The following is a 23,773-nucleotide window of genomic DNA, read 5'->3' as shown; positions in this document are numbered from 1 at the left end:
GTTAGGCGATTTAACTGACTTGGAGCCTTTTTATTATGCGCTAAGTGCGACATTATAATACCAGCCCACCATTTGTCCCACTCCCCTGAAAATCTGCAGACAACAAAAAGCGACCACAAGGATTGGGAAAATTCCTGTGGTCGCAAGGGGGTGTAGCCGATAGCTTCAATTAGAATCGGGGGGATTCAAAATACTAATCGAGTACATATACTAGTATAATACATTGATTATCATTTGTTAAGCTCCTTTTTGAGAATTTCAAATGCTGATAAGGCTGATTTGACGACGTTCATGGCCGCTTTTTTTAGTCCTGAGTTTACAAATAAACAAATGAAGAGTGACATAGAACACTAGGTGTAGCAAAGTTCCTACGCATTAGATTCTTAATTCATAGAAGAGTTTGAAACGGTATACGGAAGGTGATGTTTGATATAATCATGTTAGGGATAATTTGAATACTAGCTGAACGTCAACGGGAAGATGAGTCTATCTTTTTGTTGGCGTTTTTTATTTAGAAAGGTGAAGATTATGAACAAGAAAATATTTAAGATTATATTATGTATTACGTTGCTTGGCTCTGTTGTTGTGTCGCCGTTCGGTATTTCTGCAAGCACCACAAACAATGGCATAAATCGTAAAGTTACCACATACAAAAAGGCAAAAAAAATGCATGTTAAGGCCGGTTCGAAGTTAAAAAACGTGTACTGGGGCTATAACTTAGGAGGTATAGATCCCTCCGCTCTCGTGGACCTTAATAAAAAAACTGATTTGCTAGAACAAATTTCGGTGATTAATTGGAAGGTGAACGAATGCGTGACTTTCAAAGGAAAAAAATATTACGGCGTAATTTATCAACCTGAATGGGTCTTTTATATACCTGCTTCGTCAATGGAGAATGGGTGGCGAAATGCCATTTCAGGAGTTGTCAACGAAAGTCATAATTTTAGATTGAAGAAAAATGCAAAAGGATACATCATCAAAGGCAATAAAGCGCAAGAGAAAAAATTGCCAAAAGCTAAGAAACTGAAGACCAATAAGAAACTATCGACGACTAAGATGCGCTATTATTCCAAAACAAAGGAAGTACCGTACTTGGGTGACAACTACTATTCGTACTGGGATTCGCTCTACAAGGTAAAAATTGGTAAAATATACTATTGGGTTCCACAAAAGTATCTGAAGGATGTTTGTTAATCTAAATATATGACGACGCCGCAAAACTTTTTAAAAGTGTCTAAAAAGCCTGTCATATCCGTTTAAACAATGGATATGACAGGCTTATGTTTTTTATAACTATGAATTTGAGTATAGAAACAAACTTTTGTCCTATTCTGTTCCGTATTCAATATGGCGACGACCGCTATCGCTCAAAACAATTAACTTATTTTTTTCTAGTTCTTCAAAATTAGTGAAGAACACTTTCTTGTTTTCTAACAATTTCAACGCCTCTTGCGTATGGTTTGTTGGCAAAAATATTCAAACGACAAAAACCAAATGACTAACGCAACCCGCAGCACGACTAGTGGCCAATACGCTAAAGCGAATATCGCAAAAAACAAAACACAGAAGTACGCATTTTTCTAACAATCTCACATCAATTTAATGACATCGGGTGGGTTTACTACTATAATTGAGTATTGAATACTTAAAGTTAGGAAGAATATAAAAATGCCTGTTGTAAATTTAAACGATGCGGCTGAAGTTGCTCGTTATCAAGATTTCGTGCGCTCAGCAAACTATTCCTCAGTTACCCAAGATTTGGGGTGGGGTAAGACCAAAGCCAACTGGCAACCAATGTACGTGTACGTGGAAAATGCCGGCGAAATTGTTGCCGGTCTTTCAATCTTGAGTATCAATAATTTAAACGATAAGAAATTGGCCTACGCAAGTAAAGGTCCCGTTTTCAAGGATGAATTTAGTGTTGAATTGTTGAAAGCTTTAGTTGATGAAGCTAAATCAGCTTTGGAAGCAGCTAACACAATGGTCTTGCGGATTGACCCTGAAGTCGTTTATTCAGATGAATTAAACAATGAATTGAAGGCGCTTGGTTTCACGATGCGTAATCGGAACTTGAGCCTTGAAAACGCCCACGCGACGATTCAACCTCGTTTCAACATGTTGTTAGATTTAGTTGATCAAGACGAAGAATCATTAATCGCAACTTTCCACAAGAAGACCCGCTACAACATCCGTTTAGCCGAACGCAAGGGTGTTGAAGTTGAAAGTGGTAACTCGAAGGAATTGATGGATGTGTTCTACGAAACGTACAAAGAAATGAGTATTCGCCACGGCATCACATACCGTCCGGCAGAATACTTTGACCGGATGTTGGAAGCCTTCCCCGAAGATTCAATCATGCGTATCTACATTGCGCGTCACGAAGGGGATGTCTTGTCCGGCGCGATAGCCTTTAACTTTGGCGACAAGGTTTGGTACATGTACGGTGGCTCAACTGAAATCAAGCGCAACTTCATGGCACCCCAATTAGTTCAATGGGAAATGATTAAGTGGGCGATGAACACCGGCAAGAAGCGCTACGACATGGGTGGTATCTTCGGTTTCGATAACACTGATGGCTTGTACCACTTCAAGCAAGGCTTCGCATATCCTAACAAGATTACTGAATACATCGGTGAAATTGACTATGTCTTTGATGCGGATACCTATAAGGAATTCACGAAAGATAGCATGTAATTAAGAAATTAAATATTAAGCGGGTCACAAGAGTTTGCGGTTTAAATTCTTGTGGCCTGTTTTTGTATGCAATTTGTTAATGCAGAAGTGATCATATTAGTTCCGGTAATTGATACAGGTGCAATGGCATATGGCCAATGTTTCATATTACCGAACTTCTGTATATAACAATCCGTGTGGGGATATGTTTCTGTCAACTGAATATACCAATAATGTTTAAGGCTTTTCTCGATGAATATTCATACAAGGATAGCTTTGATACTCATTTTCTTCACTAAATGTTGAGATAATGGTAGTAAGAATATTACTGCGAGAGGAGTTCTTTTGATGAACGGAAAACAAATCAAATCTGTTGGCTTTCACGCTTCATGGTTAGCAAAGTCAATTGAAGATAATCAAGTGCTATCACCTGATTACAAGAAACACATAAATTATTTAGAAGCGGGATTCAATTCCGATGTCAGCGCATTCTCATCTCAGGGTATTCACCATGGATTAATCGGTGAAACAAAAGACCTAATAGTGATTTCATTTAAAGGCACGAAAAGTTGGGATGATTGGAAAAACAATGTCAAAATCAAGCTTGTCAGGTTTGCTGAGGGCGAGGGAAGAGTTCATACAGGTTTTTATCAAGCCGTAAGAGCACTCGATTCACGATTATGGGAAGTGTTTCAACAAATTGATAATAGCGAGAAGCGCATATTAATTACTGGACACAGTAAGGGCGGAGCAATGGCACAAATATTCGCACGGATGTTAGTGAATCACGGAGTTGACCGTAAGCGTATTAACGTTGTGACATTTGGCAGTCCAAGAGTGGGCGATGTTGATTTTGCTAGTGACATAACTTGGATGATTGATATTGTTCGTTACGAAGCAAATTTTGATATTGTTCCTGGACTTCCACCTGCTAAGAGCTATCTTTCAAATCATGAAGGATTAATCAAAGATAAGGTGGATTGGTTAAAATGGTATTCATTAAGACCAATTGTTGGAACAACAGGTTTATTGATGAATTCATCATATGTGCACGCTGGTACATCTATATCACTTGGAATAGCGAATACGGTGATAGTTGCCACTCAACTATCACCTAAACAATTCAAAAAGGTGGATTGGTCAAAATTCAGTCTAAATGACTTAAAAAAAATTTGTAAAGTGATTAGAACTAATGTGATTTATATTGAGCTGATGCATACAAAAACATATGAATTAGATAATGGGTTTGCTAATGATATTGAAAATGAATATCAGCGTAATGCCAAGTTAATTGATCGAGAGATGAAAAAAATAATTCAAAATGTAATTGAAGAGTGTCAACAACTTCTTAAATTACAACGACAAATGGAAGTTGGTACGGCAAAACAACGAAAGCAAGCTGCAATTGAATTTGCCCGTGCATTAAACGTACCGGAAGATAAAATACTACACACTCATGATGAGCTAAGTAAGTTTGTACATCCCGGAGGAGGTGCCACTGATGGTCAATTTTTTGAATAAAGATTTAAGAAACAACGCAATTAGACGAATGAAAGATGCACAGATGCGTTTTGAGGATAATCAAAATTCATTAGTTTTGCTCAGTGAGCAACTGTTTGAACACCGAAAATACATGAAACTTGCGATTGATTCTGCAATTAAGTACGTAAATCAGGTGATTGATGTTCCACTTGAACCAGCAAAAATTGTTGAAAATGTTAAGTGTGTAGATGATCGATATAGAAATACCCTTGATGAATTAGCAAAAGAAATTAACAAAGTTACTGATAATCGAGAAATTGATAAGGGAACAACCTTGGACGTTTCTTTAGGGAACAAGACTTTGAACGCAAAAACATTAAGTGCGTTGGCAACTACTCTTGGAATTCCAGGTATTGAATACATCAACGCTAACGGTGAAAAAGTAACTCTACCGCTTACCACGTCACTTATGGTAACTGGTGTTGCAGGGGCTGGCGGTAATTTTGGGCTGACTATTGGCAATCAATTGATAAAAAAGTTCGCAGTCAATGCTGTTTCAACTACAATTGCTGGCGCATCTGCGGCTAACTTAGTATCAATTGCTGGTTGGTTAGGAAGCGGAACACTTGCGAGTATCGGAGCTTCTGGACTTATCATGGCCGGCTCGTCTGCAGGAGCAACGATAATTGCAGCTCCAATTGTCGCTACAAATACATTGGCATTATCTAGTCTTGCTATTGGGAGTGGTGCGGCAACCGTAGCGATGGGTGGCACGGTTGCGACTTCAACCATTGGAACTGGTATGATTCTTGGTCCCCTTGGAATAGTTTTTGCAATTGGAACTGGTATTTTTACTAGTAAAAGGAACCAAAAAATTGCACGCCGAGCCAATACGGCGACTAGTCAAATTAACCTTGCTCGTAAAGTGATTGAGGGTAACAAAATTGAAATCAGAACCCTTTCAAAACTCACGCAAGTTGCAAAGTCGCAGTTAGCACAAGATGTTACAAGAATTAAACAATATGGGACTAACTTTGATGAGATGAATTTGGAACAACAAGATGATTTTGGTGATTTGGTAATTCATCTTCAAGCTGCACAAGCATTGATTGAAAAAATTGTAGGTGCAAATGAAAATTATAATGTAAATAAATGAGTTACTAAATAAAGACGGCTTAAGTGAGTCGTCTTTTTTTCGTGCCAGTTCACTTATCGGACACTGGGGTGTAATAATAAACACGCCTTTTCCAATTTGTGAGCTGATGTTTCTTCAGAAATCGAAGCCATCACCCGGCAGATAACGCTCACCAAGTTATCCACCGGTGAACAACAATTATTACTAGAGTTGTTAACAAAAGCGCGGATTAATTTGCAACGCTAAGAAAGTACCCAATGAAAGCGTAATCTTTTGCAGTTTAGTTGTTTATGGGGCGGAACTTCGGTAAAATTAAACGGTTAGAACGTAAAATATAAAAATTAGAAAGTCAGGGTTTTTTGATGGCAGAAAATACGCCAACTCAACAAAGCAGCGATAATAAAAAACAAATGCTGCGCGGTTCATTTTGGCTGACCGCTGGTAGTATCATGTCGCGGGTTTTAGGGGCCTTGTACATTATTCCATGGGTCGCCATGTTCGGTGAATACGGATTACAAGGGAATGCTTTATTTTCAAAAGGTTACAACATTTACGCATTGTTCTTGATGGCGGCCTCGGCGGGGATTCCTTCGGCGGTGTCAAAGCTCGTCGCCCGTTATAATGCCAAAGAAGAATATGGGATTGCGATGCGGCTGTATAAGTCGTCATTGCAAATTGGTTTCTTTACCGGTTTACTTTCCGCATTGATTTTATGGTTTGGGGCACCGCTCTTAGCCGCGGGTGATCCGTCCGTCGTACCAGTGCTTCACTCACTCGCGCCGGCAGTCTTTATCATTCCAGTGATGAGTATGACGCGGGGATTCCTGCAAGGTAACAATCAGATGGCACCTTCAGCGATGTCACAGTTCATGGAACAATTGCTCCGCGTAATCTACATGTTGTTGTTAACGTGGATTATCTTAGTTGTCAATCACGGTTCATGGCAGTCAGCCGTAGTGCAATCAACATTTGCCGCCTTTATCGGGGCGATTGCGGGGATTGCCGTGCTCGCCTGGACTTTGTACAAGCAACGCAAAATGTTCAAAGACCGCTTAGCTGAAAGTAAGAATGCCGAAACCATTTCAGCAAAACGCTTAATCTGGGAAGTCGTTGCCCAAGCAATTCCATTCGTCGTGGTTGGTTCAGCAATTCCGTTCTACCAAATCATTGACCAATATACGTTCTTCAAAATCATGCAAATGTTTACGAATCTGCCATATGCGATGTTAAATACGCAATATGCAATTTTCGATTTTAATGCTAATAAATTAATTATGATTGTCATTTCTTTGGCCGTGGCGATGGGGTCAACTGCCATTCCGTTGTTGGCTGCCGCTCATGCTAAGGATGATAATCAAGAAATTTCTGAACAAGTACGCTTCACGTTGGAACTCTTCAGTGTGGTGATGATTCCCGCCGCGATTGGGATGGCTGCTATTGCGCAACCGCTCTATGTGACGTTCTATGGCTACAATGATAGTGCGATGCTAACGTTAATGGGGACAACGATCTTACAATTCTCATCATTCTTAGGAATTATGTTTGGATTATTTACGTTGCTTTCAACGATTACCCAAGGATTGTCACGAAATCGTGAAGCCCTCCAAGCGTTGGGAATAGGTTTGATTGTGAAACTTGCCTTGCAAGTGCCAATGGTCGCGCTCCTTGGGGCGATGGGGACGTTGGTGGCATCATTCCTTGGCTTTGTCGTTTCAAGCTTACTAGTTATTCGCCAATTACAGAATGATTATGATTTGAAGCTCGTAACCATGACCAACACTTTAAGCACCGTGATTGCCGCCTCAATTGCGATGGGGGCAGTGGCCTATGGGACAACTGAATTAGCGTTACACTTCTTGTCACCTGAAGCTCGCATCATTCAAATTTTGATTGTTGCGGTTGCTGTGGCATTAGGGGGCGCGGTCTATGCATTCTTGATTCTCCGCTCACCAATCGCCGAAAAATTCTTTGGCGCTCGTGCGGCTCGATTACGTACGAAGCTCCACATTCGTTAAGTTAAAAGAGGACTCTTAAAATGGTTAAACATCACGTTTTATTTTTAGGTAGTGACGAAAGTATTTACGGTTCTGCCCGTGAATTACATGAAGCATTCGGGATGAAATCAACGATTATCGCCGCGGGACGCCCAATGACGGCGACGCGCGATAGCCACATCGTTGATATTAAGTTAGTACCCGGAATTAACGATGATCCCAAGTTCATCGAAGAAATGCGCAAGATTGGGGCGGAAGTCAAAGCCGCCGGGCAACCAACAATCTTGGTAGGTTCTGGTGACAAATACGCAGCTTTGATTGCCCAACACAAAGCGGAATTAGCGGAATTTTTCGTAATTCCTTACATTGATTATGACCGCATGATTGAATTGAACCACAAGGAAACCTTTGAACCAATTGCGGCTGAATTTGGCCTAGCGATGCCCGCAACCAAGCGGATTACGCCAGCGGATGCGGAACGCGATGTTGAATCAGAATGGGGTTATCCCGTAATCTTGAAGTCAGATAATTCAGTTGAATGGATGGATTTATTCTTCCCTGGGCATAAGAAGATTTACTTCATTAACTCCCACGAAGAATTGAACGAGGTCATCAAGTTAGCCTATGCGAATGGCTACACCAGCACTTTCACGATGCAAGACATGATTCCTGGGGATGATTCGTTTGAACGGAATTTGACGGCGTATATCGACCAAAATGGTAAGGTACGGGTGATTTCAATGGGGCACGCCTTGATTGAAGATCCCGGTCCCCAAGGCCGCGGTAATCACATGGCGATTATGCCCGATTACAACGAAGCCATCTATGACCAATATGTAAAATTCTTAGAAGGATTGAATATTACCGGGTTTGTGAACTTTGATTTGAAGTTCGATACCCGCGACAATACCTACAAAGTCTTTGAAATGAACATTCGCCTCGGCCGGTCAAATTGGTGGGCGAGCTTAAACGGGACGAACTGGATGCGCGCATTAGTTGATGATTACGATGACGTTGCAATTCCCGACATGCCAGTCTACGCCAATGCTGACAAGAGCAAATGGAAGGTTTGGCTGGCAATCACGCCGAAGTTGTACAAGCAATACATGCGTCACAACGAAGCAACTGATTTTGCCTTAAAGTTGATTGAAAATGGTCAATACGGCTACACGTACAAGTACAAGAACGATTGGAACATCAAGCGCTTCTTGAACTACCGGCGTGCCAACCAAAATTTTGCCAAGTATTACGCGAAATATTTTAAAGCATAAGCCACAAAAAAACTCGTCTGAAATTCAGGCGAGTTTTTTTATTTATCGTGGGATTGCCGTTTCTGTACTTTGCATTCATCAAAAAGAAGCTGGGACAAAACCTAGATTCTAAAAAATGAATTAATTCAAACACCCCTGAACTGACCAGCTTGTGCTGTGGTCAACGCAGGGGTGCTTTTGTTATGCCATTGTTTGGTTGTAATTTCAGATATACAAATTAATGCTTACGATTCGCAGCACTAACACATTGTTGTGAATCTTATTTGAACAAATTATCACAAATTTATTAGCCTTGAAAATTTATGAAATGTTGGCACTGAAAATAATTGCTAAACTAATGATATTGATTAGTTAATAACAACTAATTGATTACGCATTGAAGATTGATTCACTAATTGATTGATTCAAAAACTGATAGACCGTCGTTAAAGAAAGTAGCGGCGCGTGAATTTGACTGGCTAAGCCATGCAGGTTGGAAACAACCACATCAAACTCAGCACTCTCTTTAATTAAGGCGGGCAAAGAGAGATTATTAAGCACTGTGAGCTTGGCATCAGGCAGCATTGCTTGCAAATCACTAATCAACAGATTGATGTGATTAGTTGGTAAATTCAAGATAAAACCAATGTGTAAGTTTTGTAATTCAGTCACATGTTTAAGTTCATGGTAGAGACTATCGCAATTAATGATTAGTTCATACATCAATGAGCCGACTAGTTGGCTTTCCTCACAATCACCTGGTGCGATTAATTCGGTGATTTTGACAACGATATCCGTGAATAGGCGATGATTTTCAAACTGTGCAGTGGCGATAAACTGACCAATTTTATCAAGCAATATAAATTGGATGAAATCTTTAGCTTGTACGGCGTTGAACAGGGCGATAAGAAGATCATCCTGATTAGTCAGTTCAATGTTTGGTTGCTCAGCGACAAAACTGATTAATTGTTTTATCGAATCAACTAAAGTCGCATATTTTGCATCAATATTGCATAAATGGTTTAAGGCATCGATTGTAACTACATAATATTGATTGTAGAAAAGTCCGAAAATTTCAGAATATGTTTTGGCTGATAGCGGAATTTTGAAGTTATAAAAGAATTCGCGTTCCAGATTAGCATCTAAATCAACTGTGAATGTCGCTTGACCTGGTAAATCTATGTGATAGCCCTGTTGCAGCCGCTGGATTGAAACTTTTAATAAGATGCAGAGCTTGTTGTATTCCATAAATGATAAGTCGGCTTGATTGAAATACACGTTGTTATTCTTTGAGAAAGTTGTAATTAATTTATCAAAGGTTTCTAGCTCAATGTCGGGAACAAAGACCGAGGCAAATTCATATTTTTCAAAGAAATATTGAAAGAAAAAGCTTCGGACTTTAAATTCGTCGCCTTCGATTATCAGCTTTCTAGTATTTAGGTGAATATTTAAAGGGTTCAGAATCGCGTTGATATTTTTAATTTCACGATAAAGCGTGGCTTGGGATGTTAATGCCGATTCGAGTAGTTCTTGTTGCGTGGTGACATTTCCTAAGAAAATTGTTTCCAAAATATTAAAGCTGAGAGACTGACTTAGGATTTGCGAGTGAATTGAAGTTAATGACAGTTTTGCCGAGGCAATCAACTGCCATTGATTATCGACTTGCACAATAATATGGGGCGTGATTACAGCATTGAGCTCATCAATATCAGTTTGAATTGTTTGCCGCGTTGTTTTGAGCTGATTGGCAAATTCCGTGGTTGTTGGTGTCGCAGATGACATTAACATATTCACGATTTCAAACTGGCGTTTATGTTGTTTTGATAATAATTGATTTAGCATGATCAGGTTGTAACAGTCTCCTCATATATTGTATGTATTCATATTAGCGTAATTTGTTGGGTGGTTGATAGTTATTGAGACTAATTCAATATTAATTCTCAGTTTGTTCACACAAACGTCACATTTAACAAAGAAGCAGAATGCGAGGGATAGCTGTTGATGCGCAAAGATACAATTATTTTTATAAGCTGTTTGCTGGGGCTTATCAGCATTTTGTTAGGATTTTTATTTATAGGCTGGAGTGGCCTAATTGGTTTTTTAAATATATAAAATTGGAGAAAAAGTAATGAGAACATTTAAACGAAAACAAATAATACAAATTATCATGGGCATTGGAGTGATATTAATGTTGTTATTATTGCAATTTGTGTGGCCATCATCGCATGCAAAAAAGCCAGAGGCAGTTGATGCTAGAGCTGAAAAGTTGGTGAAAAAAACAACTACTAGTAGTCGCGCTGAGTCAATTACAATTCCGGGCACACCCACTATTAATGTTTCCACCAAAACAAACATGGCGCAGGTTGGTTGGGAAAATCCAGTTAAGAATCCTTGTTATTTTAAGTACCGGTTGATTTTAGCAGAATCAGGCGAAACGTTATTTCAGTCACAATTAATTAAGCCAGGCTTGGGCTTTAATGAAATCCATTTATCAAAGTCACTACCAAAAGGAAAGCATCAAGCGATTATAGTAATTGAAACAACTTCGCTGGCCACTGGTAAACCGCTGAATGGCGCGAAACTTAATTCCGTATTGAATGTCGTGTAATGCCGACTTGATTTGGAATGGTAGACATTGGAGCAATCAAAATGAAAGGTGGTGATGCGAATGTTTTAAAATTGAATTTGGTTTATCGCTTGTGTTGCTATTAGTTTAAGTTTAAAAAATTAAGTAAAGAAAATTGAGGATATTGAAATGAAAAAGATCAAATTTGTGATTGGAAGTATTGTTGGAATGACTGGAATGGCGCTTTTACCGCTTGGTACTTTGGTGCACGCTGATGACCAAACTGTTACTGAAAAGACTGAAGTGCACGCGTCAGTTATTAAGGAACTTAAATGGGCGGTAGTTATTCCATCAGAAATTGTGCTTGACGAAAAAGAGCCCTCACGGTTACTTGAAACGAAGTTAGCACCAGACAGTTTGTTGGAGAAAAACTCCTATGTATCTGTGAAGATTAGTGGAGATGAAAATTTTTATAAAAATGGTCAAAAAGTACTTCCTTTGATGGACGAGATGGGGAATCCTGATCCGGATGAGGCGGAGACGTTGTTGGTGTCGCCTCAAAGTGAAGAAGTAATACATTTTCATAACGGTGGAACAATTGCTGAACTTACGGCAGATCATCCTGTTAGAACCACTGAGTTCATGTTAGCGAACGTAGGTAATAAAGGTCGATTCGCCGGTGAATATAGCACAAATTTGACATTTTTAATTGACTACAAATAGTAATAACGTTGAGAGCCCATTCTAAGTAGGTATGGGTTTTATCAAAAAGGGGGGCGTAATTATTATGCAAGCAATCTTCGTAGTGGTAGGAATTGCCTTCATCACAATCCTGTTGGTATTTTATTACTGCGCTGCAGTAGTTAGTGGTAATAGCGATAGCCCTAATAAAACGTGCTTCGAGGAGACGAACACTGCGAAATTCGTCATGAAGCCAATCGACATTTATAAACTCGACATTGATGAATTTCGCAGACGGTATGCCATTGCGGAAGCTGAAAATAATGAACGCGAGATGGAATTAATTTGGGCGGAGTTAAATGAATGGGTTGTGGACAGCAAAAAATGACTTTCACATATATGGGGCTGGGACATAATTTCAGAGCCAAAAAGAGCTTAACCAGGCGTTGCAACGCGTGCGGTTAAGCTCTTTTTACGAGGAATAGTTATCTGTAACAAGCTAAGATTTTGAGCTCTATTCCGTCTGACGTGGAATTTATAAAATGTGATGAGATGTATGATGCCACTGCGTTGAACTATTGATTACCGCTAAACTTGCAGCGACAAAGATTACGGCATATCACTAGTCAGACTGCTTGCTCAAACTAACGAGGAGGCTGGAAACAGGTTGGACTTTAGCTCGCACCGTGATGGCATAATCAGTAACGGGTTTCGTTACTGATTATGGATTTGTGAAGATGGTTACCGCGTTAGCGAGCCAAGCTTCGCAAACATTTGAAGACCGCACTTTGGCTTCAAATGCTTGTCTTCCATCACGGTGTCCAGACTGTTTCCAGACACGTAGTGGGAATCAAGCCGAGACACATATCCAAATTCCACGCTAGAAAAATTTTAGCCAGATTTTGTCCTAGACCGGTTTTTTCATGATATTGTGGCTTGTGGTTGGCAACTTTTTTGCACTAGTTTGAGTATTATTCCTAACTAACGGAGTAATTTACTGGCACGCAGTGGCCAATTTTATCCAATCCCACATCAGACGAAATAGGACCAATTATTTGAGCCAACCGTGCCCCATCGTTTTACCGATAACTAAACTAGCGACTAAGACTAGAACACCCGCGATTGGTGTTTGCCACCAAGTAATGGTCCAGAAGGTTGCCAAGTTGGGGCTGAATAAAAATGTCAGCCAAGCTGATACTAAAAAGCCCGTAATGACACCTTGGAGGATACCGTGAATTAAGTTGGGGAGGCGGAATTTGGCGGATAAATCCCACAGCGCAGGATCAAAAATGGCGTTGAAGAGAATCATGAATACGTAGGCCGCCAGCCATGAACGAATCCAACCGAGTGGAGTCCAGCCAATGGTAGTTTGGAGGACGACGAAGGTGACGATACCAGTAACGATGGCGACGTTAATTAATAATTGCTTTGGGATTTTAAACATAATGACATTCCTTATTAATATTTTAGTTTTGCTATTTAGGTGCATTAATACCACCTCGTTAGCACACGCCAAACAGCGAAGGTATGGCATATTGCGCTAGCAGAACCAATTATTTTGACTAAATAAGCTTACTCTTAATAAGTGAGATGTGCAATGTTGTGAACCGAAAAAAAGCAAAAATATCGTTAATATCTTTGCTTTTGATGTTATCAGTTTGTACCCAAAATTGGTTCACAAACCGTATGCTATTTTATTTTAAGCCATTCCGGTGTGCATCAACCGTTGCTGCGCCGTTTTGTTCACGTAAGCGGTTTGCTTCGGCAAGTTGTGCGTCAGTCAATGGACGGAGTGGTAATGCTGAAACCGGGAAGTCTAACAGGGGTGCGTACTTCCAGACAAATTCTGCGTCACGCGCCGCAATCCATTGATTAAGCTCAGCATCGTTGGCGCGCACTTTTGGATTTTCTTTCAGATATTTCAAGTAGAGGAACTTAATCCGGGGCTTAAAAATCAAGGTGTTGGGTGCAACGACATCGTCAGACAATAGTTGATAACTCCGGATTGCATAGGTGATGAGCTGATGTTCTAACAACCACGCATCATTGGTCATGCCGTTATTTTCCGTGAAAAGATATTGCCGACTCGCATAGCCGAGCGCTTGTTGGAAACGATTAAGATCATCTGCTAAAAAGTAGCCATCTGGGCCAATTTCGACCATCGTTTGCGCAAAGCTGGCGATAGCGGCCGGGGTGGCTTTTTTGGTTAGCTCAAAACGTTGCACGACCATGCCGTCCCCGTCGCCGGATTCCGTTTCTTCGAATTTGTACCATTTGGAGTTACTCATAAAGTAGGGGTATGCTTCATCCATCATGTGACTTCCTTTTTGTTTAATGCATTACATAAAAATGGCGCAATGCCGTGCATGTTATTTTAAGTGTGAAATGAGTTCGCAAGCTAACTTATTTTGTCAGGGCTGGTAGCATGACTTCATCAACGAGGTGCGTAATAAAACCATCTGTCAGGTCTTTTTGAGTAATGATTAGTTGGTAACGCAGGACTTCAAACGGCATGAGCTTGGTTTCATCAGATACTTCGTTAATGTGTTCGCCACGGGCACGCGCTTGGTCGAGGACGTTATTAATAATCTCCAAATTACCTTCGGATGTGGAATCAAAGGCGGTTTGTAATTTTTCATTATTTTGGCCCAATTCAATAATCATCGCCCGCATAAATTCCCGCCCCATATTTTGCGAGGAAACCCTGAAGTGGTCGAATACGGCAATTAAATCATCGCGTAATACACCGGTATCAATCCGATTCGATGTTAGTAATGTACCGTGGTGGGCCACTGATTTGGCACGAACCGCATCAAAAACGAGGTCAAATGGCGTATCCCACCGGCGATATAAGGAAGGACGATTAGTGCCGGCTTCTTCGGCCACACGTTTAAAATTGACGGCCGCAAAGCCTTCATTATTTAAGATTGTGATTGCTGCGCTAAAAATTGCCGCTTTAAGTTCCTCGCCCCGTTTACGTTGTTCTGCCATCTGCCAATCCTCTCTGTATGTAATCTGGTTTGCTGAAGCTTTAGCGTAATGCATTAATTCTCATCTGCTAATTATAACATGTAACCGCCAAATTAAAGAAATAAGTTACATTGTGCAACTTATTTCTTGCTTTCGGAAAATGAAAGGCATATACTATGTTTTGTAGATAAGTTACACAGTGTAACTACTAGGTGCGCTAAGTAATTGCCAAACACGCTGTGACAGCTACGAGCGCATAAAAATAACTAATTTTACGAAAGTTAAGGAGAACAGAATCATGAGTAAGAAAGAAAAAGCAGTAGAAAAACCAATTCCCAAGAACATAGTAAATACCGCGTGGCTGTTGGTGTTAGGTGCAATCATGCCAATGCTCGATTCAACCATGGTCAATATTGCAATTAATCATTTAGGCCGTGATTTTCATACTGGCCTGGATTCGATTCAATGGGTTGTCACCGGGTATGTCCTAGCAACCGCAATTGCTGTACCGATCTCTGGTTGGGCAGTTCAACGTTTTAATGGTAAATGGCTAGTAATTGGCGCCAACGTAGCATTTTTAATTGGTTCAATTCTTTCCGGGATGAGTTGGAGTATCGATTCAATGATTGTCTTCCGTATTATCCAAGGGGCGGCGGCCGGCTTAATTTTGCCACTGATGACAACTTTGATGGCCCAAGTGGCTGGTCAAGAATTCATGGGACGCGTAATTTCGATTGTTGGGATTCCAATTGTCCTCGGACCAATTTTAGGACCGGTGATTGGGGCTTTGATCATTCAAAACTTCTCATGGCGCTGGATTTTTTACGTCAACGTGCCTGTTGGAATTATCGCGCTTGCTTTGATGATTTTGAAATTACCCGATTTTACACCAACCAACCGCAAAGCGCAGTTTGATTTTACCGGCATAGTTCTATTAGGAGCAACCTCGGCTGCCTTGATTTACGGAATTACGGCGGCAGCCAAGAATGCCACCTTTAACAACGCCACGACCATCGGTTATATGGTAACTGGTGCGGTCGTCTTGGTCGGGTACATCGTGTATGCGGCAATTCGCAAAGATAAAGCGATTTTGCCGTTGAAAATGTTCACGCACAAGAGTTTCAACGGCTCAATGATTGGCCTATTTTTAGCAGGTATCGCCACGAATGGCCCAATGCTGTTATTACCATTGTTCTTCCAAAATGTTAAAGGCTTTTCAGTTATCGACGCAGGTTTAATCTTGATTCCTCAAGGTGTTGGTATGTTAGTAGCGCGACCATTTATTGGTAAGTTAACTGATAAAATTGGTGCCCGCAACGTTGTTATGGTCAGCTTAGTCCTAGCAATCGCAGGCTCAATACCATTCGTTTATTTTGATCAAGCTTCATCGTTAATCTGGATTGCCTTGGCATTATTTGTCCGCGGGATGGGGATTGGTGGTGTCTCAATTCCGATGATGACGGATGCATATACCGGCATGGAAAAGGCCGAAATCGCCCAATCTTCCGTCGGCACCCGGATCATCCAAAATATCGGTGGGGCATTCGGTTCCGCCGTCTTAGCAACGGTAGTCAGCCTCTCACTCGCCAAGGGCACAATCCCAACAATTGGCGGAATGACCACGGCCTACCACAACGGTTTCCTGATCTCGCTAGCTTTGAGCGTGGTAATGTTCTTACCAGCCTTGCTGTTGACTAACAAAGCGAATAAAGCGGCTAAATAAATTTGATAGTGTTTCGAAATGCGTATCTGAAGTTAAATTCAGGTGCGCTTTTTTTGCGCTTGGGGTAATGCAAGGAACTATTCCGGTTGGCGTGGGATTGAGTTAAAAAAAGCAACCGGTTGGGATGAAATCGTCTAAAAAATGAATGGAGGCAGGTTAAGCAATGAATATTAAGTTATTAGGATACGCGTTAAATTTTACTATTTTAGGTCTGTTAAGTAAGTTTTTTATTGTAAGTATGAACGTCGTTATTCCAATTTATAGGGAAGTACATAAGCTTGATTTTGATAAGCGGACAAATTATATGAATGGCTCACTGGGACATATCGCTACGATGTTTTTTATGCTTGCCGTAATTTTGTTGGCAGGTAGTTTCTTTCCAACATTTAAGATGATTTGGTCAAATTTAAAGCATGCAGCAGATTGAGTTATTTAATATTTATGAGCTGTTTATTGATGATAAATATATGGATATAACATGTTATCTAGTAATGGATGCACCAAAGAAATAAATATCGTATATGCTGAAAACCAGCGCCGACCGTAATTGATTGGAGCTTTTTTTTATTGTATTATCATCCGTTTTTGCACTACCGTTTATAAGTTGAAAATTGTTAATCAGTTGTTAAGTTCAAACTAACGAAGTGTCTGGAAAGTGCTTGGCGGGCGTAGCCTATACACCACGATTGGGGAAATATGTGTTTCACACATATTTCCGCTGAGGATAAGATGAGGACTCTTGGGGATTTATCCCTTAGAGTCCCAGCTTGTCCGAACCTCCCAAGACCGTACTCTGGCTTGGGAGGCTGCTTCCATCGTGGTGCGCCAAGCTCTTTCCAGGCACGTAGTGGCATTCTATCCACACGAAAACTAGCAAAAGACTGACTTCTGGCGCTTTTCACGTAGTGGCATTCTACCGCACGATTTAATAACGATTTTCAGACGCAATTTCGTAAAATGTTCATATCATTTGCGTACAATGGTGAGATAATGAGGCTCTATTAGACAGATTTGCATTTTAAAATGCAGACGACTGCCTAAGCAAGCCTAACGAAATTACGAGGTAAATAAAATGACTGATGAAATTGTATTAGATGTTGAACATTTGCAGAAGGATTTTGGCAAGTTTCAAGCGTTAAAAGATGTCACCCTGCAAGTTAAACGTGGTGAAGTGTTTGGCTTTATTGGCCCCAATGGTGCTGGTAAATCCACGACGTTGCGCGTTATCTTGGGAATTCTACGTAAATCAGGCGGGCAGGCGACGTTGTTTGGCGAAGATGTGTACGACCAAGCCGTGACTGTGCACAAGCGAATTGCGTATGTACCGGGGGATGTGTATTTGTGGCCTAATTTGACTGGTGGCGAAGTGATTGATTTAATGCTCAAAATGAGTGGCGAAAAACACAATGCGCGCACCGACGAATTGATTGCCAAATTCCAACTTGATACCCGCAAAAAGGCGCGTACGTATTCTAAGGGGAATCGGCAGAAGGTCGCATTGATTGCGGCACTGTCGACTGATGCTGAATTTTTCATTTTTGATGAACCGACATCGGGCTTGGATCCGCTGAATGAAAAGATTTTCCAAAATGAAGTCCTCCATTTGAAGGAACAGGGCAAGTCGGTGTTACTGTCATCACATATTTTATCCGAAGTTGAAAAGATGGTGGATCGATTGGCGATTATCCGCGAAGGGACGGTTGTTGAAACTGGCAGCTTGGCGGAATTGCGGCACTTAACGCGGACTTCAGTTTCGGTAACAACTAAGCAAGCTATGACCGGACTTGAACAATTGGCCGGGGTTCATGATTTAGTGGCGACGGTGGATAACGGTGTGACTAAATCGGAATTCATGCTTGATGGTGAAAAGCTGGCGGACTTAATGGCGCAGTTGAGTACGCTAGCAGTCCTGGATTTGAAAGTGCAACCGGCAACCCTCGAAGACGTCTTCATGCGTTATTACAATGACGCTAACGATGCACGCGCGGAGGGCTAGCTCATGAACATACAACAAAATTTTGCTAATTTGGGCTTGCTTGTCAAAGTGGGGCTAAAGCGCGATCGACTGCGGTTAAGTATTTGGAGCATCGTGTTACTATTCCTTTTTTTAATTGTCAGTTTGGAATATCAAAACATGTATTCATCGGCGAAGGATTTGCTGCCAATTATTGCTTTAGCGGATTCGGCATCAATGGTGGCGTTGTTTGGTAAGCTAGCACATGCGGCGAGCTATACCACCGCGGAAGTGCTTGTGTGGGAAATGACGATGTTCATGGCAATCCTCCAAGCGATTATGAGTATCCAACTGATTGTAAATGGGACGCGTAAGCAAGAAGAACTTGGCATAACTGAAATCATCCGGTCACGCGCAGTTGGGCGGGCGAGTGGTTTTGCGGCGGCAAGTCTGGAAGTACTTGGTTTAAACGTTGTATTGGCAATTGGCTATGGTGTCATCATGCAAGTGGTTAACGTGAGCGGCATGACGGCAACTGGTGGCTGGCTATTAGCGCTGGGACTGGGAGCAACCGGGTTCATGTTTGGCATGTTTGCGTTAGTATTTGCCCAACTCGGCAGTTCAACGCGGGCAAGCTCGATGGCAGCATATGGTTTTTTTGCACTAACGTATGTCGTGCGTATGTTAACCGACGTTGCTAATGCTCGCTATACTTGGTTGTCACCACTTGGCTGGATTGAAAAATTGGATTGTTTCCGTGGTAATAATTACTGGATTATTGGGTTATTGCTGTTGGTTAGTTGCGTGCTCTTTGGCGGCGCAATGTGGCTGAACTTTAAGCGTGACGTGGGTAGCGGACTATTACAACCGCGATTGGGGCACGCTCGGGCCGGCAAATTCCTCCAGGGACCTTTCAGCCTGATTGCTAAAGTTGAGAAAAACATTCGCATTGCGTGGCTGGTGGGAATGTTTGGTTTTGGCGCGATGTATGGCTCGATTTTTAATTCGATTGCAGATTTGTTTAAAGATAATCCCGCAATTCAGACGATGATTGGGAATAACATCACGACGGCGACGGCTGATTTTGCCCAGCGGGTATTGCTGGAATTTGTGATTATTTTGGTTGGTGTGCTCTTCTTGGTGGCTTTAATTCCGTTGATGACGGGGATTACGAAGCTGCATGCTGATGAAAAAAATGGCGTCTTAGAATTAGTCCACAGCAAACCAGTGGCACGCCTAAAAATCCTGTGGAGTTATGTCGGCAATGCGTTAATTACGTATTTGGGCGCCTTAGCATGTGCGTTGCTTGGGTTATATAGCGGTCAAGTTGCAGTAATGAAGACGCCGTTAGCCCTTGAAAAATTCAGCCAAATATTTATCGCCTACGCACCGGCAGGGATATTGTTTGCAGGCGTCCTAATCGCCCTGTTAGGTTGGGCACCGAAATTGATGAATATTATGTGGGGGTACTTTGGCTTCATGTTCTTCGCGTTGTACCTTGGCGATACGCTCAAACTATCAAATGCGGTTATGAATATTTCACTGATTCACTGGCTCGGCAAAGTTCCAATTACCAGTGTAAAGTGGGAAATTGTCGTCGTGCAATTGATTTTAGCGGGTATCTTGGCCGGCATTGGCGCACTTGGGTATCGGCAACGTGATTTGGGTTAAGTACTATTCTGTCTGGCGTGGGATTGAATAAAATTGCTTGGTGCACCGCGCTGGAAGCGCATGTTCAAGCCAAAGTGCGGTCTTGTGAGGTTCGGATAAGCTGGGACTCTAAGGAATAAATTCCTAAGAGTCCTCATCTTATCCTCAGCGGAAATATGTGTTTCACGCATATTTCCCCAGTTGCGGTGTAAAGGCTACGCCCGCCAAGCAATTTGCCGGCACTTCGTTAGTTAGTAATAATTCTCAAACTAGTGAAAAACAGTCGTTGGTGGGCAGATTTGATCAAATAAGTTATCGCTGATTTTGTGGGATGCTCAAGGTATACTCTGTGGTACGTGAGTATTCTTAATACAAAAACACGTCAGAATAAATAAAAGCGAATCCGGCTTATTTTGCGGGCTGGATAATTTATCAACCATAATAAGAGACGTGGCCAAAATTTGTGCTACGTCTTTTTGTTGTGCTATCAGCGCCGTACGCCAAGAATTTGCTTTTCCAAACACTTACTCAGCTTGATTTGCAACTCTTTTGCTTACTAAGCCACGATATTTGAGGGGCTTGGTTTTCATTGCTATAATCGTGGTATAGATTAATTAATAACGCAATGCGGGAGTTGTGTTGGGAAAACTGAATAAATTATTAAGGTGTTAGGGATGACGCGGATTGTTTGTCATGCCTAACACCTTTTTGATTTGGAAATAGAAAGATAACAAAATGCGGAAAATTAATAAATTTTGGCTATTCACATTAACGTGTTTGACCTTGATGGTAGTTGGCTGTGGTAAACAGCAAGCAGAACCAAGTAAAACTTCGTCACATGCAGCACCTGCAAAATCAGTTAGTGCTCCACAAAGCTCTGCGAAACCACCGACTTCAGCAAGTTCCAGTGCTAAACCTGTTAGCAAAGTTACGCCAGTTGAACGGCAGTCGCAGCAAGTCAAACAGCTAATGGCGAAAAGTGATTTTGCCCAATTGCCGGGATATTGGAGTCTTAGCTATCGTGGTATAAATCCAGTTACGCAGCAAATTAATTTGAGTAACCTGCCAAAGGGGCAAAAGGCACAATTTGGCGCGTCAACCATCAAAGTGTTCATTTTGGCAGCATTGCTTGATCAAGAATCCAAAGGTCACATCAAGCTAACGCAAACATATCAGTTACAGGCCAGCGATAAAGTTGGTGGTACCGGTATCTTGCAAGGCGCGGCAAGCGGTTCGAGCTATTCTTATAAAGAACTGGCAAACCTGATGATTACGCAAAGTGATAATACCGCGACGAATATTATTATTCAACGTTTGGGTGATGGTAACTTCGCGGCCGGTTTTTCGGTAGTTAATAATTATGTACAGTCGCTGGGGTATCGCCATACGAAGCTGCAACGCAAGATGATGGATTTGACCAATCAGAAGAATAATATGGTCGCAGCAAATGAGGCGTGCGATTTCCTATACAAGTTGTATCAGGGGCAATTGCCAGGTGTTGATGAACAAGCGCGGCAGTGGTTCTTGCAGTTGATGACGCAAACGACTAATCGGCAAAAATTTGCGGCACAGGGCAATAACGGAATCACTAGCTACAATAAGTCCGGTGAATCTAGTTATCAGGGAATTCAAAATGATTTGGCCATCGTGACGCGTGGCAAGCAAGCGTATGTCGTGGCCGGTCTATCCCAGCTATATATGCCTGCCGCACATAATCCGGGTCAGTATTTAAGTAGCGGATTGATGGCGAGCTCAGCACAAACACAGCAGCAAGTTTCAGCATTTAGCCAACTAGGCCAAACGCTCTCACAATTTGCATTTAAACAACGATAAGGAAGGTAGCAATAATGAAACGTGAACCGACACGAAAATTTGCAGTATTAGCAATTATTTTAATTTCTACAATTGTGTTAATCGGCTGTGGCGTAAAGTCGGCTACAGATCCACCGGGGAACGAAGCTCAAGTTTCCGTTAAAAAAGATAGCGGGCAAAGTAGTGAAAATGCCGCCGAAATTGCAGAGTATGAAACCATTTTACAAAATGCGCGGAACCTTACCAGTGACAAAAAATATGCTGAATCAAATGAAGCAATCAATCAAATGTCAGTTACAAAATTGTGCGAAAAAGGTTTTGAAGCATTGAAAGCGGCTGAAGCAGAGTTGCGTGAACAAAACGATGCAGGAAACGCGGCAGTGAAGAAAGCCAAAGCTAAAAAAGCCAAGGCCAAAGCAAAAAACAAGGCAAAAGCAGCAACGACCACTACGTCTTCAGGTTCGAATGCGAGTTTTGCTTTTCCAAAATTTGTCGGCTTTTATCGCTTTATTGATGCCGACCGTGACCGCACGCAAGTAACATTAACGATTAAATCGGATGGTTCGGTCTTCCAAGAAAGTACAAATGCCGTCCACTCAGGACACGCGACAGCAGTTGCTACAAGTACGGCTGCATGGTCGTATGATGTGACAAATATCGATTACGAAACATCTGATTTTCCACTGAAAGAAATTACGGCTAACGTTAAGATTACCGTAAACTGGAATAACGGCGGTGGCACGCAAGTCTTTTATGGCTACACATCATATGCGGGTGAAAGTATCCTAACTGATGGAAAAGAATATGGTTCATCAGCAATTAACGAAGTTTGGCGAATGAATAAAGCAGGAGGATAAGATCATGAAAAAATTAGTTGGAGTTTTATTTGCAATCGGTTTGGTTGTAAGTGTTACAGTTAGTGCAATTGCACCGCTCAATGTCTCTGCAGCAGATACTAAAGTTGAACGAGTTAACAAAACAATTCCGAAACAGTTTCGGGGAACATGGTATCAGTACAAAAACGGCAGATACTACAAATTAAAAGTTACCGCCAAAAAAGCTAAGGGTAAAACATCGATTGAGCCTGTTAACATGAAGATGAAAGCGAAAATTAGTGCAAACAAAATATTTATTGGTAGTGGATCTGGTCCTGCCGCACCGGTTTCGTATTTAACATATAACAAAGCTAAAAAGACACTAAAATATACCCTTGTTGGGGATGGAGGCTATCGGAAATCAGTGACGTTGTATAAATCAAAGAATAAAGCCAATCCACCACTGATAATACCTAAGAAAATGCAAGGTACTTGGTATGCTTATTATTCAAACAAGAAAAAATATGAAAAGATTAAAGTGACTAAGACCAAGGTGAGGGGCAAGGCGACAGTACAGGACTGTGGCCCGGAAGTTAATTATCTCGGTCAAAAATGTACACTAAATAATAAAGTCAAAGGGCAATACCATAATAATCCAAATGTCTATGTATTAGAGGGGACTGGTTCGCAATTGCAAATCGTGTATTTTAAAAATACGGTTTATATTTACTTTGAGGTTAGTGAGAAAGATTACGCTATAGCATTCTTTTATCCAACAAAAGCCATAGCTAAGCAAAACAGCTTTGGTTTCACATATGAGTAACTTTGAAAGATCCAAAAAAGGAAAAGACATCGCTATATCGATTAGTTGATGTCTTTTTGCGTTACTGGTTTGCAGGTATACTCACTGCCTTTTGTTTGGTATGGTGCCTCCAGCGTAGTCCACCAAATAATTTACCAGCACTCAGTGACCCAACAAGCTCAAATTAGTCCAAAACTTTGAGCGTATAAGACACCAAGCATTACAATAAAGTGATAAAATTAATAAGTACATAAAATATTATGAAT

General features: G+C 41.3%; 20 protein-coding genes. 16 read left to right on the top strand and 4 right to left on the bottom strand.

What is annotated here, in order from left to right; genetic code table 11:
- The first annotated feature begins 528 nt into the window (after positions 1–528).
- The 6 genes from EQG49_RS04140 (at position 529) to EQG49_RS04115 (ending at position 8,555) form a co-directional block, all read left to right on the top strand.
- Complete coding sequence (locus EQG49_RS04140) at positions 529–1,194, top strand: hypothetical protein (protein WP_133362786.1); 666 nt, start codon at positions 529–531, stop codon at positions 1,192–1,194.
- 474 nt (positions 1,195–1,668) lie between these two features.
- Positions 1,669–2,694, top strand: coding sequence for a lipid II:glycine glycyltransferase FemX (locus EQG49_RS04135; protein ID WP_133362785.1), 1,026 nt, complete (start codon positions 1,669–1,671; stop codon positions 2,692–2,694).
- A 327-nt stretch (positions 2,695–3,021) separates the two neighbouring features.
- On the top strand, positions 3,022–4,194 hold the full coding sequence (locus EQG49_RS04130) for a lipase family protein (RefSeq protein WP_133362784.1): 1,173 nt from the start codon (positions 3,022–3,024) through the stop codon (positions 4,192–4,194).
- The gene (locus EQG49_RS04125) at positions 4,175–5,311 is read left to right on the top strand and encodes a hypothetical protein (protein ID WP_133362783.1); all 1,137 of its coding nucleotides are present in this window, start codon (positions 4,175–4,177) and stop codon (positions 5,309–5,311) included. Before EQG49_RS04130 ends, EQG49_RS04125 begins: the two co-directional genes overlap by 20 nt.
- A gap of 341 nt (positions 5,312–5,652) precedes the next feature.
- Positions 5,653–7,305 (top strand): putative polysaccharide biosynthesis protein, encoded by a 1,653-nt coding sequence (locus tag EQG49_RS04120; RefSeq protein WP_133362782.1) that lies wholly within the window; start codon positions 5,653–5,655, stop codon positions 7,303–7,305.
- A gap of 20 nt (positions 7,306–7,325) precedes the next feature.
- The gene (locus EQG49_RS04115) at positions 7,326–8,555 is read left to right on the top strand and encodes a carboxylate--amine ligase (RefSeq protein ID WP_133362781.1); all 1,230 of its coding nucleotides are present in this window, start codon (positions 7,326–7,328) and stop codon (positions 8,553–8,555) included.
- Between the two features lie 369 nt (positions 8,556–8,924).
- On the opposite strand, the gene EQG49_RS04110 is transcribed toward EQG49_RS04115, so the two are convergent.
- Positions 8,925–10,376, bottom strand: coding sequence for an AcpB/EbpR/MafR family transcriptional regulator (locus EQG49_RS04110; protein WP_133362780.1), 1,452 nt, complete (start codon positions 10,374–10,376; stop codon positions 8,925–8,927).
- Between the two features lie 346 nt (positions 10,377–10,722).
- On the opposite strand from EQG49_RS04110, the gene EQG49_RS04105 reads away from it, so the two are divergent.
- From EQG49_RS04105 to EQG49_RS04095, 3 genes are all read left to right on the top strand, one after another.
- Positions 10,723–11,142: a hypothetical protein gene (locus tag EQG49_RS04105; RefSeq protein ID WP_133362779.1), complete on the top strand. Its 420-nt coding sequence runs from the start codon at positions 10,723–10,725 to the stop codon at positions 11,140–11,142.
- Positions 11,143–11,289: 147 nt separating this feature from the next.
- On the top strand, positions 11,290–11,823 hold the full coding sequence (locus EQG49_RS04100; RefSeq protein ID WP_133362778.1) for a hypothetical protein: 534 nt from the start codon (positions 11,290–11,292) through the stop codon (positions 11,821–11,823).
- A 64-nt stretch (positions 11,824–11,887) separates the two neighbouring features.
- Positions 11,888–12,169, top strand: coding sequence for a hypothetical protein (locus EQG49_RS04095; protein WP_133362777.1), 282 nt, complete (start codon positions 11,888–11,890; stop codon positions 12,167–12,169).
- 663 nt (positions 12,170–12,832) lie between these two features.
- On the opposite strand, the gene EQG49_RS04090 is transcribed toward EQG49_RS04095, so the two are convergent.
- From EQG49_RS04090 to EQG49_RS04080, 3 genes are all read right to left on the bottom strand, one after another.
- A complete protein-coding gene (locus tag EQG49_RS04090) occupies positions 12,833–13,225 on the bottom strand; it encodes a hypothetical protein (protein ID WP_133362776.1) in 393 nt (130 codons plus the stop codon).
- A 250-nt stretch (positions 13,226–13,475) separates the two neighbouring features.
- Positions 13,476–14,096, bottom strand: coding sequence for a substrate-binding protein (locus EQG49_RS04085; protein ID WP_243115748.1), 621 nt, complete (start codon positions 14,094–14,096; stop codon positions 13,476–13,478).
- An 88-nt stretch (positions 14,097–14,184) separates the two neighbouring features.
- Positions 14,185–14,772, bottom strand: a complete 588-nt coding sequence (locus EQG49_RS04080) for a TetR/AcrR family transcriptional regulator (RefSeq protein ID WP_165964771.1) — start codon at positions 14,770–14,772, stop codon at positions 14,185–14,187.
- 277 nt (positions 14,773–15,049) lie between these two features.
- On the opposite strand from EQG49_RS04080, the gene EQG49_RS04075 reads away from it, so the two are divergent.
- The 7 genes from EQG49_RS04075 to EQG49_RS04045 all read left to right on the top strand — a co-directional run bounded on the left by EQG49_RS04075 (position 15,050) and on the right by EQG49_RS04045 (position 23,528).
- Positions 15,050–16,474 carry an MDR family MFS transporter gene (locus EQG49_RS04075; protein ID WP_207668556.1) on the top strand — a complete coding sequence of 475 codons (1,425 nt, stop codon included), beginning with the start codon at positions 15,050–15,052 and terminating at the stop codon, positions 16,472–16,474.
- A 163-nt stretch (positions 16,475–16,637) separates the two neighbouring features.
- Positions 16,638–16,901, top strand: coding sequence for a hypothetical protein (locus tag EQG49_RS04070; RefSeq protein ID WP_133362773.1), 264 nt, complete (start codon positions 16,638–16,640; stop codon positions 16,899–16,901).
- A gap of 645 nt (positions 16,902–17,546) precedes the next feature.
- Positions 17,547–18,470, top strand: a complete 924-nt coding sequence (locus EQG49_RS04065) for an ABC transporter ATP-binding protein (protein WP_133362772.1) — start codon at positions 17,547–17,549, stop codon at positions 18,468–18,470.
- A 3-nt stretch (positions 18,471–18,473) separates the two neighbouring features.
- The gene (locus EQG49_RS04060; RefSeq protein ID WP_133362771.1) at positions 18,474–20,099 is read left to right on the top strand and encodes an ABC transporter permease; all 1,626 of its coding nucleotides are present in this window, start codon (positions 18,474–18,476) and stop codon (positions 20,097–20,099) included.
- Positions 20,100–20,813: 714 nt separating this feature from the next.
- Complete coding sequence (locus EQG49_RS04055) at positions 20,814–21,911, top strand: serine hydrolase (RefSeq protein ID WP_133362770.1); 1,098 nt, start codon at positions 20,814–20,816, stop codon at positions 21,909–21,911.
- A 14-nt stretch (positions 21,912–21,925) separates the two neighbouring features.
- Positions 21,926–22,747 (top strand): hypothetical protein, encoded by an 822-nt coding sequence (locus EQG49_RS04050; RefSeq protein WP_133362769.1) that lies wholly within the window; start codon positions 21,926–21,928, stop codon positions 22,745–22,747.
- A 4-nt stretch (positions 22,748–22,751) separates the two neighbouring features.
- Entirely contained in the window at positions 22,752–23,528 is a 777-nt protein-coding gene (locus EQG49_RS04045; protein WP_133362768.1) for a hypothetical protein, read from the top strand.
- Positions 23,529–23,773: the final 245 nt, after the last annotated feature.

This window comes from Periweissella cryptocerci, assembly GCF_004358325.1.
GTDB lineage: Bacteria > Bacillota > Bacilli > Lactobacillales > Lactobacillaceae > Periweissella > Periweissella cryptocerci.
Note: the sequence above shows the minus strand (reverse complement) of the source record. Positions and strands in the feature narration are given on the sequence as shown.

Excerpts from the sequence above, each read along its gene's own strand:
- EQG49_RS04140 (WP_133362786.1), top strand. The coding sequence starts at position 529 with ATGAACAAGAAAATATTTAAGATTATATTATGTATTACGTTGCTTGGC.
- EQG49_RS04135 (WP_133362785.1), top strand. The coding sequence starts at position 1,669 with ATGCCTGTTGTAAATTTAAACGATGCGGCTGAAGTTGCTCGTTATCAA.
- EQG49_RS04130 (WP_133362784.1), top strand. The coding sequence starts at position 3,022 with ATGAACGGAAAACAAATCAAATCTGTTGGCTTTCACGCTTCATGGTTA.
- EQG49_RS04125 (WP_133362783.1), top strand. The coding sequence starts at position 4,175 with ATGGTCAATTTTTTGAATAAAGATTTAAGAAACAACGCAATTAGACGA.
- EQG49_RS04120 (WP_133362782.1), top strand. The coding sequence starts at position 5,653 with ATGGCAGAAAATACGCCAACTCAACAAAGCAGCGATAATAAAAAACAA.
- EQG49_RS04115 (WP_133362781.1), top strand. The coding sequence starts at position 7,326 with ATGGTTAAACATCACGTTTTATTTTTAGGTAGTGACGAAAGTATTTAC.
- EQG49_RS04110 (WP_133362780.1), bottom strand. The coding sequence starts at position 10,376 with ATGCTAAATCAATTATTATCAAAACAACATAAACGCCAGTTTGAAATC.
- EQG49_RS04105 (WP_133362779.1), top strand. The coding sequence starts at position 10,723 with ATGTTGTTATTATTGCAATTTGTGTGGCCATCATCGCATGCAAAAAAG.
- EQG49_RS04100 (WP_133362778.1), top strand. The coding sequence starts at position 11,290 with ATGAAAAAGATCAAATTTGTGATTGGAAGTATTGTTGGAATGACTGGA.
- EQG49_RS04095 (WP_133362777.1), top strand. The coding sequence starts at position 11,888 with ATGCAAGCAATCTTCGTAGTGGTAGGAATTGCCTTCATCACAATCCTG.
- EQG49_RS04090 (WP_133362776.1), bottom strand. The coding sequence starts at position 13,225 with ATGTTTAAAATCCCAAAGCAATTATTAATTAACGTCGCCATCGTTACT.
- EQG49_RS04085 (WP_243115748.1), bottom strand. The coding sequence starts at position 14,096 with ATGATGGATGAAGCATACCCCTACTTTATGAGTAACTCCAAATGGTAC.
- EQG49_RS04080 (WP_165964771.1), bottom strand. The coding sequence starts at position 14,772 with ATGGCAGAACAACGTAAACGGGGCGAGGAACTTAAAGCGGCAATTTTT.
- EQG49_RS04075 (WP_207668556.1), top strand. The coding sequence starts at position 15,050 with ATGAGTAAGAAAGAAAAAGCAGTAGAAAAACCAATTCCCAAGAACATA.
- EQG49_RS04070 (WP_133362773.1), top strand. The coding sequence starts at position 16,638 with ATGAATATTAAGTTATTAGGATACGCGTTAAATTTTACTATTTTAGGT.
- EQG49_RS04065 (WP_133362772.1), top strand. The coding sequence starts at position 17,547 with ATGACTGATGAAATTGTATTAGATGTTGAACATTTGCAGAAGGATTTT.
- EQG49_RS04060 (WP_133362771.1), top strand. The coding sequence starts at position 18,474 with ATGAACATACAACAAAATTTTGCTAATTTGGGCTTGCTTGTCAAAGTG.
- EQG49_RS04055 (WP_133362770.1), top strand. The coding sequence starts at position 20,814 with ATGCGGAAAATTAATAAATTTTGGCTATTCACATTAACGTGTTTGACC.
- EQG49_RS04050 (WP_133362769.1), top strand. The coding sequence starts at position 21,926 with ATGAAACGTGAACCGACACGAAAATTTGCAGTATTAGCAATTATTTTA.
- EQG49_RS04045 (WP_133362768.1), top strand. The coding sequence starts at position 22,752 with ATGAAAAAATTAGTTGGAGTTTTATTTGCAATCGGTTTGGTTGTAAGT.